Here is a 16,349-nt window from a genome sequence, read left to right on the forward strand (position 1 = left end):
TTTATGCTTGCCACCAACGACCTGTGTTTATGACGGCTGCGGTTTCGGAGCTGCGTCCTGTCCCAGGTGCCGAAACGAAATATAAAAACTAAACTTCATACTTACACTTCCCCCGCAGCTGGCATAAACACAATGTTGGCAGCAGTTATTCTGGTCTTAAACAATTCGAAAATTTTGTCCCCAAAAAATTACAAAGCTTATTGTCCCCAAAGTCCTTGTTAATCTGTCCTCGAACCAATTTACTTATTGTTTGTCCGACAGCTATCTCCCATGGTTTCGAGTAGTCGGTTAGTCCGACTAAAATGTTTCTGATGTCTTTCAGGTCAAATGACTTTCTGTTATAACCATTTGTTTTGAATGAGGTCATTACAGCATGTCTTGGGTGTCCGTTGAATGCCACAATCCATTTTTCTATTTGTCCTAGCAGATTTTCCCAGGTCGTTCCCATAGTTTGCAGCACCTCGTCAGACAATATAAGGTTTTCACTTGCTCGACAACTTGTCTTAAATCTAACCAAAGGAGGGTTATCGTTTATTTCTTCGGTTCCTTCGTCTCGGTCTCGTAATGAGTAGCCCTGTGCATTGTCGTAAACACCATTTAGTATTTCTATTACACTGTTTTCATATTCAGGCAAATTACCAACTCCTCCAACCGAAGATGGATACAGCTTCAGTTGACCATTGGAACTTCGAACTGCCTGCTGAAAAATTCGTTCCTCGTCTTCGCCCTCCACCAATATAATTGGAGACTGATTAAAAAGATTCGATAATGGATGCGCTCCAAAAATTGGTAAGATTGCCTTATACTTATCATCGATTTGTCTAAACGTAACATTCAAGGCTCCATTTGAAAGGATACCAAATCTAGAATGTTCATAATTCAATAGCGCGCCTAGTATCGCTGTACTATGTGTTGCAATTATTACGGAGAACTTGTTTGAATTAACTAGCTCAATTAGAAAGGCTATAAATTTAGCTTGCAAATCTGGGTGTAGGTGAACATCTGGCTCATCAATTAAGAGTAAATTTTGTTTTGTTGAATCACAGGATTTCTCAAATGTTAAGCATTCAATAGCTAGCGAAATTAATTCAGATTCTCCGCTGCTGATAGAATCAGGTTCTATTTTGGTGTTTGCTGGTTTTGTGAATAGTTCAAAATCTCCTTTAGGTGTTCTTACAATTTTGATGTTAGTAAGTAGGTTATTTATTTTTTCAATTGTCGTATTAAAGGTCAAAGCAAAATTACCTCTAATCGCGTGGTTGGATTCTATTTCTCTCAATGATAATGTTTCTAGTCGCCTGTACTGAGCAACTGAATAGTTCTTGAATTGTGACCATTGATTAACCCGTTTTCTATCCCTTGTCCAACTACCTCCTGTCATTACGTTTTGCTCGACTCCTGCTTCATATCTCAGTGAACCCCCTCTCTCTGGCGTTACGTAACTTATTTCGCCAATGTTTTGAGTAGTTAGCCGGTCTTCAATTCTCTTCAACATTGTACTCTTGCCCGACCCATTCTTGCCAAGTAAGACATTAATTTTAGATAGTCCCGTAAAGTTGTAGTGTCCTTCGTGAGTTAAATCCATTTGTCGTAAGAATAATTGCTGCCAACATCCAAATATAATCATTACCCAAAAGAAATATCCTCATTTACTGAGCGCATTAAAGGATATTTATTTTGTGCATTGCATATATTTCACTTACCCCACCCACCCTTTCGTGCGATCCACAGCTTTCTGCCAACCGCTGTATAGTTTATTGCGGGTGGCGGTGTCCATATTGGGCTTGAACAACTGATTTATTTTTCGGTTGCGGATGATGTCTTCCTTCTTCCACAACCCCACGTGTATACCGGCTAAAAAGGCTGCACCCATGGCCGTGGATTCTATCACTTCGGGGCGCTCTACTTCCGTGCCTAAAATATCGGCCTGGAATTGCATGAGAATGTTGTTGGCACAAGCTCCCCCATCTACTTTCAAACGCGCCAACTTCAGTCCGGCATCTTCTTCCATGGCATTCAGCACATCTTTGGTCTGGTACGCCAACGATTCCAGCGTGGCTTTGATGATGTGCTCTTTTCCCGTATCGCGTGTAAGGCCAAAGATGGCGCCACGTGCATACATATCCCAATGTGGTGCACCCAGTCCTGCAAAGGCGGGCACTACGTATACTTCGTTTGAGCCCAATGCTTTTGCGGCAAAGTATTCCGAGTCTTTGGATTCATCGATAATACCCAGGCTGTCGCGCAGCCACTGCACGGCAGCACCTGCAATAAACACGCTGCCTTCCAGTGCATATTCCACCTTGCCGTTCATGCTCCATGCAATAGTGGTGATCAACCCATTTTTTGAAAGCTGAATCTTGCTTCCGGTATTCATCAGCATGAAGCAACCGGTTCCGTACGTGTTCTTTGCCATGCCCGGTTCAAAACAGGCCTGACCAAACAACGCAGCTTGTTGGTCACCGGCTACGCCACAAATCGGGATAGTGGCACCGTTTAATTCAAAATCACCAAAGTGATCACACGATTCTTTTACTTCCGGCAACATGTTCTCGGGAATATCGAGGTCTGTTAAAAGTTTTTTGTCCCACTTTAAAGTCTGAATGTTGTACAGCAAAGTGCGCGAGGCATTGGTTACATCCGTAACATGCGATTTTCGGTTGGTCATGTTCCAGATAAGCCAGGTGTCTATCGTGCCGAACAACAACTCACCACGCGAAGCTTTTTCCCTTGCCTGCGGAACGTTGTCGAGAATCCATTTAACTTTTGTTGCCGAGAAATACGAATCAATCACCAAACCGGTTTGCTCACGCACATACGGACCAAGTCCCATCGAAACCATTTCTTCGCAGATGGAAGCTGTGCGCTTATCCTGCCACACAATGGCGTTGTATACGGGCTGACCTGTAGTCTTATCCCACACCACGGTGGTTTCACGCTGATTGGTAATGCCTATAGCCATGATTGCTTTCGGATCAAGCTTATGATCCGTAATCAGACTTCCCAGTACACCCAGTTGCGTGTTGAGAATCTCTATGGGATCATGCTCCACCCAACCCGATTGTGGAAAGATTTGCCGAAATTCTTTTTGTGCAATTCCCTTTATCTCACCTGACGCCGAAAACAAAACGGCTCGTGAACTGGTGGTGCCCTGATCTAATGCAATGATGTATTTTTCCATGAAGAAATAGAATTCAAAGAAGAAATATAGGATTGTTTGTGTGAATAGCCAACTATACGAACTCCTCTGCGCAGCTCTCCGCGACTCTCTGCGGTTAATTTTTACCGCAGAGTGCGCAAAGAATCCGCTGAGAAACTCAGAGAAGACAAAGCCATAGAAACAAAATTTCAGGAAGTAGTAATCCGAGCTTCCTTAATTGCCTGCTCAAGTTTTTCTTGCTCAACTTGAAGTTGCTTGGCATCCCAACGCATCATTACGTTCATGTCAATAAGAATAGCATCTTTCACCTTCAACAAGCGCGGCATATCAAAAAACAACATGCCTGTTCGCCTGATAAAGAAATCGAGAATGGATACAACCATTTCATTTTCAATGGTGAATTTCAATTCGGCCCGCGCCAGCTGTACCGAAGGATCGTCATCATGAAATGCCTGTAACTGCCTGATCACGTTTTCGGTTTGGCGACCGTAATTTTCAACGAGGTAATCGGAATACGCAGATAAGTTGAACGCGTCAAGTTGATCATGTATGGATTGTCTAAACGCAGCAACCGCTTCTGCATGATTGAAATTGTTTTTATTCAAGCTGATCTTATCAGTAAAACATTCAAGTAAATCTTCACGACCCGATCGCTCAGTCACCATATCCACCACCCGCTCCGCCATTTTTCGATAACCGGTAAGCTTCCCTCCTGCTATGGAAATCAATCCGGAAGGTGAAACAAAAATTTCATCTTTACGCGAAAGCTCAGAAGCCGATTTTCCTTCTTCATGAATGAGCGGACGCAAACCAGCCCAGCTTGATTCCACATCATCCAATGAAAGTTTAACAGCCGGAAACGAATCGTTTACGGCATCAATCAGGTAGGTTGCATCTGCTTGCGTTGTAATGACATGATCAATATCCTGGCCGTAATCGGTATCCGTTGTACCGATATAGGTAGTACGCCCACGCGGAATGGCAAAAATCATTCGGCCATCGGGTACATCGAAATAAATGGATTGTTGTACCGGCAATTTTTCACGCGGCACCACAATGTGCACACCTTTTGTCAGGTGCAGTGTTTTACCGGTTTTGGATTTGTCTTTTTCACGAAGCTGATCCACCCACGGGCCGGTTGCATTCACAATTTGCTGCGCCTGAATGAGAAATGTTCGTTGTGTTACATGGTCTGTAACCGTTACACCTGATATTTTGTCATTAGTATATTGAAATGCATTGGCTTCTACATAATTACTGATAAGCGCACCATAGGAAACAGCCGTTTTAATAATTTCAAGTGTGAGGCGTGCATCATCCGTTCGGTATTCCGCATACAAACCACCACCTTTAATCCCATCCGGTCTTAGCAAGGGTTCATACCGCAGCGTTTGTTGCCGTGTTAGCATTTTTCGTTGGTCAGCTTCTTTTACCCCGGCCAGCCAATCGTACAATTTTAATCCGAATGAGGTGAGTAGTGTGCCAAATCCCCTGCCTTCTTTTAATGGAAGCAACATTTTCTCTGCAACAACCAGGTGTGGCGCCAGTTTGTGTACAATTGCACGTTCACTTCCCACTTCTTTTACCAATCCGAACTCCAACTGCTTCAGGTAGCGTAGGCCGCCATGTATTAGCTTGGTCGATCGACTTGACGTACCCCAGGCAAAATCATTTTTTTCAATGAGTGCGGTCTTTAAACCACGGGATGCAGCATCCAACGCAATGCCGGCACCGGTAATGCCACCGCCAATAATCAGGACATCAAACGATCCGGAAGCAAGCGTTTCAATACATTCTGTCCGGTTGTTCATTTGCTGTTAAGATGATTTCCAAACTACAAAAAAACGGTTACCCGTCAAGTTTATCTGTCATTAAGGATCAATAAAATCCATAAAACCTTAAACAAAAAATATTACTGATCCGTAATGAGTTGAAACAGATTTAAGAAGTACCTTAGTATTGCTGTTCTCCGCCACTACAACTTGTAATACCTTCATTTTATATGCGACTAACCCTCTTCGCAACAATCCTTTTCCCAAGAAGAGCATTTATTACTCTTCTATTCTTAACATTAATTTCTTCTTTTGGTTATGCACAACCGCTTTCGGGCGCTTTTACCGTTGGATCAGGCGGTACTTACCCTACTTTATCAGCTGCCATAACTGATTTGACAACCCGCGGGGTTAACGGACCGGTTACATTCCGGTTGCGAACGGGCACTTTTAACGAACAGGTTATCATTGGTGCCATAACGGGTGCTTCTGCTACCAATACCATCACGTTTGAAGCAGAATCGGGTAATGCCACCGATGCAGTGCTTACGTTTGAGACTACCAGTACGAATAATTATGTGATCCGGTTAGACAATGCCAGCTTCATCACACTTCGAAACCTGAGCATTCAACCAACCGGAAGCACGCACACGCGAGCCATACATGGCATCAACAACCTGAATTCCATTACGTTTCAACAACTGCAGATTACATTACCTAATACAACTTCCGTAACAGAAGAACGGGGGGCAATTATTCTCAGGCCTACCCTATCTACAAATATCAGGTTTCTGAACAATACCATTTCGGGAGGTTCAAATGGCATCCTCCATATTGGTAACAACTCTGCCCGTTCACCGGGAACGGTATTCACCGGCAACACCATCACCAACGTGTTTGCACGACCGGTGTACCTGGAATACATGCAGGACATTATCTTCAACGACAACACCATCTCCAACACTACAGCCTGGAGCGATTACTACGGGGCGGGTATTCAAAATACTACCGGATACCTGGAGATGCTGCGCAACCGTATCACCGGCTCGGTGGGCCATGCCGTGCGCCTGTATTACTGCTCGGGACTGGAAGCACAGCCTTCCATTATCGCCAACAATTTCTTCCATTCCAACTCCAGTTACGCTACATTCTACATCCTGTACGGGTTGAACTACACCAACATCTATCACAACAGTGTAAACAACACTTCCAGCGGAGAGGCTTTTCACTTTAACCGCCACCAGTCTACCGGTAACCGCATCGTCAATAACATCTTCCGGGCCAACTCCGCACATGCCGTAGAGTTCCAAACTTCCACAGCCGTGAACTCCATCCTGGAAAGCAACTACAACAACCTGTTTACTTCCGGATCGTTTTTGGTTCGTGATGTATCTGCCTACTACGGCACCCTGGAGCAATGGCGCACAGCTTCAGGATTTGAAACCAATTCGGTGTTCTTCGATCCACAGTTTGCTTCCAATACGTCACTCTATGCGTCTGCACCGGGCATTGCCTCAGCTGGTAAAAATTTATTCTCGGTTGTACCTGCTGACATTGACGGAACCGCACGTACAATAACACCCAGCATTGGGGCCAACCAGTTCAGTGCAGCTGCTTTAACGCCACTATCCGGAACGTATACAGTTGGCACCGGGCAAACTTACACCACTATTAACGCAGCCATTGATGCCATGAAGGTGAACGGCATTAGCGGGCCGGTAACATTCCTGTTAAACACCCAGACATTCGCAGAACGGTTTATACTGCCCTCCATCTCCGGATCATCATCCACCAACACCATCACCTTCCAGGCACAGTCGGGCAATGCTGCAGATGTAGTGCTTGCGCCCGCAGCGGCTACCGATGGAGGAACCAACTACATTGCACAGCTTTCCAATGCTACCTTTGTTACGTTTCGTAACCTCACCTTCACTCCCGGCACAGGCACCAATTTCAACCGGGCCATCCATGTCATTAACCGGGCTGATGACATTACTTTCGAGAACCTGGTCATTACCCTACCGGCTACTACATCAGTAACAGAAGACCGTGCTGCTATCCTCGCGCGTCCATCCACTTCTACCAATATTCGCTTTATCAACAACACCATTACCGGTGGATCGCAGGGTATTGTTCACATTGGCAACAACAGCAGCCGTTCACCGGGAACGGTATTCACCGGCAACACCATCACCAACGTGTTTGCACGACCGGTGTACCTGGAATACATGCAGGACATTATCTTCAACGACAACACCATCTCCAACACTACGGCCTGGAGCGATTACTACGGGGCGGGCATTCAAAATACTACCGGATACCTGGAGATGCTGCGCAACCGTATCACCGGCTCGGTGGGCCATGCTGTGCGCCTGTATTACTGCTCGGGACTGGAAGCACAGCCTTCCATTATCGCCAACAACTTCTTCCATTCCAACTCCAGTTACGCTACATTCTACATCCTGTACGGATTGAACTACACCAACATCTATCACAACAGCGTAAACAACACTTCCAGCGGGGAGGCTTTTCACTTTAACCGCCACCAGTCTACCGGTAACCGGATTGTCAATAACATCTTTAGGGCCAACACGGCTCATGCCGTAGAGTTCCAGACTTCCACAGCCGTGAACTCCATCCTGGAAAGTAACTACAACAACCTGTTTACCTCCGGATCGTTTTTGGTTCGTGATGTATCTGCCTACTACGGCACCCTGGAGCAATGGCGTACGGCTTCCGGTTTTGAAGCCAATTCGGTGTTTTTCGATCCACAGTTTGCTTCCAATACTTCACTCTATGCGTCTGCACCGGGCATTGCCTCAGCTGGTAAAAATTTATTCTCGGTTGTACCTGCTGACATTGACGGAACCGCACGTACAATAACACCCAGCATTGGGGCCAACCAGTTCAGCGCAGCTGCTTTAACGCCACTATCCGGAACGTATACAGTTGGCACCGGGCAAACTTACACCACTATTAACGCAGCCATTGATGCCATGAAGGTGAACGGCATTAGCGGGCCGGTAACATTCCTGTTAAACACCCAGACATTCGCAGAACGGTTTATACTGCCCTCCATCTCCGGATCATCATCCACCAACACCATCACCTTCCAGGCACAGTCGGGCAATGCTGCAGATGTAGTGCTTGCGCCCGCAGCGGCTACCGATGGAGGAACCAACTACATTGCACAGCTTTCCAATGCTACCTTTGTTACGTTTCGTAACCTCACCTTCACTCCCGGCACAGGCACCAATTTCAACCGGGCCATCCATGTCATTAACCGGGCTGATGACATTACTTTCGAGAACCTGGTCATTACCCTACCGGCTACTACATCAGTAACAGAAGACCGTGCTGCTATCCTCGCGCGTCCATCCACTTCTACCAATATTCGCTTTATCAACAACACCATTACCGGTGGATCGCAGGGTATTGTTCACATTGGCAACAACAGCAGCCGTTCACCGGGAACGGTATTCACCGGCAACACCATCACCAACGTGTTTGCACGACCGGTGTACCTGGAATACATGCAGGACATTATCTTCAACGACAACACCATCTCCAACACTACGGCCTGGAGCGATTACTACGGGGCGGGCATTCAAAATACTACCGGATACCTGGAGATGCTGCGCAACCGTATCACCGGCTCGGTGGGCCATGCCGTGCGCCTGTATTACTGCTCCGGACTGGAAGCACAGCCTTCCATCATCGCCAACAACTTCTTCCATTCCAACTCCAGTTACGCTACATTCTACATCCTGTACGGATTGAACTACACCAACATCTATCACAACAGCGTAAACAACACTTCCAGCGGGGAGGCTTTTCACTTTAACCGCCACCAGTCTACCGGTAACCGGATTGTCAATAACATCTTTAGGGCCAACACGGCTCATGCCGTAGAGTTCCAGACTTCCACAGCCGTGAACTCCATCCTGGAAAGTAACTACAACAACCTGTTTACCTCCGGATCGTTTTTGGTTCGTGATGTATCTGCCTACTATGGCACCCTGGAGCAATGGCGTACGGCTTCCGGTTTTGAAACCAATTCGGTGTTCTTCGACCCGCAGTTTGCTTCCAATACTTCACTCTATGCGTCTGCACCGGGCATTGCCTCAGCTGGTAAAAATTTATTCTCGGTTGTACCTGCTGACATTGACGGAACCGCACGTACAATAACACCCAGCATTGGGGCCAACCAGTTCAGCGCAGCTGCTTTAACGCCATTATCCGGAACCTATACAGTTGGCACCGGGCAAACTTACACCACTATTAATGCAGCCATCGATGCGATGAAAGTGAATGGCATTAGCGGGCCGGTAACATTCCTGTTAAACACCCAGACATTCGCAGAACGGTTTATACTGCCTTCCATCTCCGGATCTTCATCCACCAACACCATCACCTTCCAGGCACAGTCGGGCAATGCTGCAGATGTAGTGCTTGCGCCCGCAGCGGCTATCGATGGAGGAACCAACTACATTGCACAGCTTTCCAATGCTACCTTTGTTACGTTTCGTAACCTCACCTTCACTCCCGGCACAGGCACCAATTTCAACCGGGCCATCCATGTCATTAACCGGGCTGATGACATTACTTTCGAGAACCTGGTCATTACCCTACCGGCTACTACATCAGTAACAGAAGACCGTGCTGCTATCCTCGCGCGTCCATCCACTTCTACCAATATTCGCTTTATCAACAACACCATTACCGGTGGATCGCAGGGTATTGTTCACATTGGCAACAACAGCAGCCGTTCACCGGGAACGGTATTCACCGGCAACACCATCACCAACGTGTTTGCACGACCGGTGTACCTGGAATACATGCAGGACATTATCTTCAACGACAACACCATCTCCAACACTACAGCCTGGAGCGATTACTACGGGGCGGGCATTCAAAATACTACCGGATACCTGGAGATGCTGCGCAACCGTATCACCGGCTCGGTGGGCCATGCCGTGCGCCTGTATTACTGCTCCGGACTGGAAGCACAGCCTTCCATCATCGCCAACAACTTCTTCCATTCCAACTCCAGTTACGCTACATTCTACATCCTGTACGGATTGAACTACACCAACATCTATCACAACAGCGTAAACAACACTTCCAGCGGGGAGGCTTTTCACTTTAACCGCCACCAGTCTACCGGTAACCGGATTGTCAATAACATCTTTAGGGCCAACACGGCTCATGCCGTAGAGTTCCAGACTTCCACAGCCGTGAATTCCATTTTGGAGAGCAACCACAATAACCTGTTTACATCGGGATCGTTCATCGGGCGTGATGTTTCAACCAACTATGGAACATTTTCCGACTGGCAGACCGCCACAGGTTTTGAAGCAAACGGACTATCCATCGATCCGCAATACCAATCAAATACTCAACTCTATACCGCAGTTAGTGCGCTTGCCGCAGCAGGTAAAAATGTAAACACGGAAGTTCCCGATGATATTGACGGGATTGCACGTCCGTCAACTCCAAGTATTGGTGCGAATCAATTCGGTACATCTGGTACGCCTCTAAGTGGCGAGTACACCATCAATGCTGCCGGAAGCGGTACAACCAACTTCACAACAATAACGGCTGCCCTGGATGCGCTTAAGAATTTTGGAATCAGTGGTCCGGTGGTATTTAAAGTAACCGGAGAATTTAATGAACAGCTTACTTTTCTGGCCGTATCAGGTTCATCGACAACAAACACCGTAACATTTGAATCCGCAACCGGCCAACCACAGGATGCTGTAATCCGATTTACAGCCACTACCAGTGGATCAAATTTCACCATCCGGTTAAGTAATGCAGACCACCATCATTTCAGAAATTTAACCATTAAAGCAGAGGGCGCTACGTATGCGCGTGTCGTGGATGTAATTAACCGCTTGGTGGATATTCGCCTCGAGGAGAACATCATCGAGAGCATGGTTACTACTTCAACAGCCGCTCATCACGTTGGTATCCACATTTCGCCTGCACAATCACAGAATTTGCTGATTAGTAATAATACGATTCGAAACGGCTCGTATGGAATTCTCTTTGCCGGGCCCTCATCAAAAGCAACCGGAACAGTCATTTCGGGTAACACTATCGACAAGGCATATTACCACGGCATTGATCTGACCAATCAAACGGGTTTTATTCTACACCAAAATCAGGTATTGAATAATCCATCGGCCAATAATTTCAGGGGCTTGGATATCAGTTCAGTCGATGGTGCTTTCCAAATCACCGCCAATCGGGTAACCGGTGGAAATGGCTCTGCACTATTCATCAATGCTGCGTTATCTTCGGCAGGTAGCCCCGGTTTAATAGCCAATAACTTTTTTCAAACCAACAATGGTCCGTCCTTTGTAACCGCTTTTCTCTCCTACCTGCGTAACGTTAACTTCTATCACAATAACATAAATGCCACGGGTGTTGGTACAGCATTTCAATACACATCCGCTGCAGGCCAAAATGTTAACATCATCAACAACATTATTAAAGCTACGAGTGGCCCTGCTGCAAATATTTCTGACCCTATAGCCCTCGGGCAAATTGATTACAACAATTATTTTAATTCGGGTGCAGTTTTGGGATTATGGGATAATACCACTACTGCTAACCTAACAGACTGGCAATCATTAAGCGGACAAGATGCAAATTCACTTTCTGTTGATCCACTATACCAATCTGAAAGTGATCTCAATGCGCTCGCTTCTTCCCTTGCAGGTGCAGGTTTAGATCTTACCGCAATTGTACCCACCGACATCAATGGTGTAGCACGAACTCTACCTGTAAGTATTGGCGCATCACAGTTTACAGCAGCCTTTACAACCGATGGAACAATAAGTCGCATCATTACGCCTGCATCATCTTGCGCCTTAACGAGTACCGAAGATGTACGCATTGAAATCACCAACCTGGGTTCGGCTGCCATCTCCGGATTTCAGGTAGGGTATGAACTCTTGCCAGCCGCTCCGGTTATTGAAAGTGTGCCGGGCGCGGTTACCATTCCACCGGGCGGAAAATTTGAATTTACGTTCACGCAAAAAATAAATCTTTCTGCCAAGCAAGCCTACGATATACGGGCCTTCCTTATCCTGACTGGCGATCAGAACACGGCCAATGATGAAATCAATTTAAGTTTCACACATTTCCCCGATCTGGTAACGACCCTTACAAATGACCTGACCATTTGCAGAACCGAAACCACAACTTTAACCGCAACAGGTGGAACCGGATACCAGTGGAGCACCGGAGCCACAACTGCGAGCATTAACGTTACACCAACAACCACCACTACCTATACCGTATTAATTTCGAATGCAAATGGTTGCCAGGTAACAAGAACCGTAACGGTTACGGTAAGAGAAATTCCAACAATCAGCTTTACCAACGAAACCGGGTATACCACATCATTCGTATCCCCGTTGCAGGGAGCGAGCGATACGCCATTTGATTTTAGAATGATCTATACCGATGCCGGTGGAAATTTACCGGCATCAGGTTACCCACGTGTTGAGCTGGATGCCAATGGAAATGGTTTGCCCACTGACCCGCTGGATATCATTCGTGAAATGACTGAACTTGACCCGGCAGATACGGATGTAACAGACGGTAAGGAGTATCGCGTTACCATTACGAATTTATCCGATTTAATTTCCTGGCGATCGCGTATCGTTGCGCGTAGTGCAGATGGATGTACGGCACAAACGTCTTTTATTTCTCGTCCACTTGTCTCAAACGATTTACTCGACATTGGCATCTACGCGAATGATATTTCATTCAGCAAAGCTAACCCGGCCATCAATGAATCCATCAAGATTTATGCACGAGTGCGTAACACGTCTGATTACCTGGCGGAGAATTTTGTGGTGTCTGCCTACATCGAAGAGGTTCAGGTGTTTACTCAAACCATAACACAACTCAATCCGCAGGCATCCATCACCTTGCAGTGGGACCAGGTATTTGCTGCCGCAGGATTTTACCCGGTAAAGGTTGTAATTGATGAAACCAATGTATTGGATGAAGATAATGAACTGAACAACTTTGCCATACGTCCGATTCTGACTGGCGATTATCAACTGCCCGGGGGCATTGATCCAGATGCAACGGCAGGCCCGTTATCACTATTTCCCGGACAAGGCATAACCATTACCGGTGTGGCTCAATACTTTGGTATTGATGCAGGGGTAAATCCCGATGTAGCTGGTGCAACGGCCATTGCCCGAATTACGGGCGGAAGTGCAGCACAAACCACAACGTTGCCGGATGGATCATACACGCTTGGTGTTTTTGCACCTTTAACACCGGGCACGTATGCCTTAAACATTGAAGTAACCGATTATACGTTAACCGGATACCAGGGCCCCATCACCATCACCGTTTTGCCGGCACCACCACAGCCTGACTTATCGACCATAATTTCACTCAATACATCCACGATATTCCCGGGTGAAAGTGTTTCAGGAACCACAATCGTTCAAAATATTGGCAATGCAACAGCTACCAATTTCCTGTTCCGGTATTTCAACTGCGATGTGGTGTTGGGTGAAGAAATTATTGCTTCATTGGCACCTGGTGAATCCCGTGTGTTTACGTTCACTACAACCACCAGCGTAATCGGAGATTGCTTCAACCGAAATAACTGTCAGTTCGCCAGCCACGCAGATGTGAATAATCAGGTGGCAGAAAGGTCGGAAGGCAACAACCAGGCTGCCGTATACTTAACCGTGTTACCAGATAAGCCTGACCTCACGCCTGTTAACACGACCAATGGTGTAATACCCGGCAATGTTAACATGCTTAATCCGTTCACCTTCTCAGTTCGTGTGGATAACATTGGTGGCATACCGGCAACCACTCCTTTTGATGTTAATGTATATATCGATGGTGCGTTGATCCATACCCAGCCCATTGCCTTGTTGAATAATTGCGAGGGAAATACATTTTCAGTAAACCATAATTTTGCCGACACGAACGATAAGGTGTTAACCATCCGCGTGGACGAGCCCATCGGATCGGGTGTTGTGGATGAATACCGGGAAACAAACAATGAATTTTCAAAGACGATACGGCATATTCCTCCACCGCCACTATTCCCAAACCTGAATATCAGCAATTATGACATCACGGTTACGCCACCTCTACCGGCACCCGGCACAAACTTCGATATCAACGTAGTATACCGTAGCAACGGACAGGTTGCTGTGGCGGCTCCGTTCAATATTGAATTGATGGTAACAGAAAGCGGGGTGCCGCGTATTGAAACACAAAACGTGAACGAAACCATTTTGCCAGGCACTACCCGAAATGTCAGCCTGACGACAAGCCTGGCTACTGACGGAAACCACACTGTTCGTGTGCGCGTTGACTCAGATAATTCCATAACAGAAAGCAGTGAAGCAGATAACGTAGCGCAAATGCCATTATGTGTTGATTTTAACGTATCTCCTGTTGGTGGCGTGTGGGGAAGCTTCTACGTAAACACTGTTCAAAACCTGACCGCATCAGTTTATAATTACGGATTATTCACCGCGACTGATGTGGAAGTTTCCTTCTTCCTTGACAACGTTAAGATTGCCTCTGAAGTAATTCCTGTAGTTCAACCTGGTTTAACTGCCGGAAATTATATCATTTCCATTCCACATCTTTTCGATCAGGCGGGAACGTTTGAATTAAAAGTTGTAGTAGATGAACTGAATGCATACACCGAATGCCGTGAAGACAACAATGAATACAAAAGAAATATTACCGTAAATGTTCCTGCCCCTGATGTGCGGATATTCTCAGAATATATTTCACCCAGTAAAATTAATCCGGATGTAGGTGAGCCGATCCTGCTATTCCTATCGTACGACAACATTGGCATTGGTGCAAGCGGTCCGTTTAAAGCACGGATACTGGTTGATGATGTTCCGTTAGGCCCTGATGTGGATATCCCATCTGTACCCGCTGGTGATGATGGCACCATTGAAGTGCATACTCCTTACAGTAGTCCTACTGCAGGTATACGGGTTATCCGCGCCATTCTTGATCCGGATAACGAACTCACCGAAACAAACAAACTCAACAATGTGGCTACACGCGCACTTGTTGTTGGCGAAGCGCCTAACCTGCTGTTTACCGACCTGCAGGCTGACATTGCCTGCCCCGATGATGGCGACAACGTGATCATAACCGCTACCCTGAACAATGCCGGTGATCTGCAGGCTACTGCTGAAGTATTTTTCTATTACATCACAGAATCAGATACCATTCCAATTGAGACCAAAAGTTTCACCTTAAATGGAAATGAAACGACAACCGTTCAAACCGAATGGCTGGTGATCAATAAAACCTATGATCTCTACGCAGAAATCCGAAACAGCGATCCATTGGAATACGATGAAACTGATAATTCCATACGCACCAAACTGTGTGGTGGGCCCTATTTCAATTTATTGGTAGAAGCCAACGGCCAAGGTGTTATCCAGAAAACACCAAATCTAAATCGCTATGAAGGCGTTCAGACCGTAACGGTTACGGCTATTCCAGCTACGGGTTGGATATTCGATAGCTGGCAAGGTGATGCAACTGGCTTCACCAATCCGCTAACCGTAAACCTGACCAGCGACCAGGTAATCTTTGCCGTATTTATCGAACCACTGGTTGCCCCAACTGTAACAGATGGAACCCAATGTGGTCCTGGAACGGTTACGCTCACCGCCAGTGGTGCAGTGGGTGCACAATCGTATCGGTGGTATACAACCGCTGTTGGGGGTGCACCTATCGCAAATGAGACAAGTGCTACCTTTACAACTCCAGCACTCACTACTAATACCAGTTATTTTGTTTCTATTGCTTCGTTCAGTAATGAAAGTACACGCGCTGAAGTACAGGCCATCATATTACCTCTACCCGCCCAACCCACTATTGCGGCTACAGGTCTACTGAACTGTCCTACTGCTGCAAACCCTGCCGTGCTACAGGCACCATCCGGGTTTAGCGGGTACTTATGGTCAACCGGAGAAACCACACAACAAATTGAAGTAACGGCAGCCGGAACATACACCGTGCAGGTACTTGATGCGAACAATTGTGCGAGCATACCATCAGCTGGGTTTACTGTAACAGAAGAATTCTGCAACGAGTTAATCGTTTACAATGCCATATCTCCCGATAATGGAGATGACCTGAACGATTACCTCATCATCCGAAACATTGATATTTTGGCTGATGCACGCGAGAACAAATTAAAAATTTACAATCGTTGGGGCGACCTGGTGTTTGAAGCCACGAATTACGACAACGCTACAAATCCGTTCAAGGGTCAAACCAATAATGGAAAGGAACTACCGAGTGGAAATTACTTTTACATTTTGGAGTTCAACTCAAACCGGCCAAGGATGACAGGATACATTTCGCTTAAACGATAAATC

Annotated in this window: 4 protein-coding genes; 1 reads left to right on the forward strand and 3 read right to left on the reverse strand. The window is 46.4% G+C overall.

Translation table 11 applies throughout. The features are described from left to right. Positions 1-145: 145 nt before the first annotated feature. From QY309_08300 to QY309_08310, 3 genes are all read right to left on the reverse strand, one after another. The gene (locus QY309_08300; GenBank protein WKZ61481.1) at positions 146-1,585 is read right to left on the reverse strand and encodes an AAA family ATPase; all 1,440 of its coding nucleotides are present in this window, start codon (positions 1,583-1,585) and stop codon (positions 146-148) included. Between the two features lie 114 nt (positions 1,586-1,699). Next, positions 1,700-3,181 (reverse strand): glycerol kinase GlpK, encoded by a 1,482-nt coding sequence (glpK, locus tag QY309_08305; protein ID WKZ61482.1) that lies wholly within the window; start codon positions 3,179-3,181, stop codon positions 1,700-1,702. 167 nt (positions 3,182-3,348) lie between these two features. Next, positions 3,349-4,971 carry a glycerol-3-phosphate dehydrogenase/oxidase gene (locus QY309_08310; protein WKZ61483.1) on the reverse strand — a complete coding sequence of 541 codons (1,623 nt, stop codon included), beginning with the start codon at positions 4,969-4,971 and terminating at the stop codon, positions 3,349-3,351. A 191-nt stretch (positions 4,972-5,162) separates the two neighbouring features. Here QY309_08310 and QY309_08315 point away from each other — a divergent pair, with 191 nt between their 5' ends. Continuing rightward, positions 5,163-16,346, forward strand: a complete 11,184-nt coding sequence (locus tag QY309_08315) for a CARDB domain-containing protein (protein WKZ61484.1) — start codon at positions 5,163-5,165, stop codon at positions 16,344-16,346. Positions 16,347-16,349: the final 3 nt, after the last annotated feature.

The organism is Cyclobacteriaceae bacterium (assembly GCA_030584025.1).
In the GTDB taxonomy this organism is placed as follows: Bacteria; Bacteroidota; Bacteroidia; order Cytophagales; family Cyclobacteriaceae; genus UBA2336.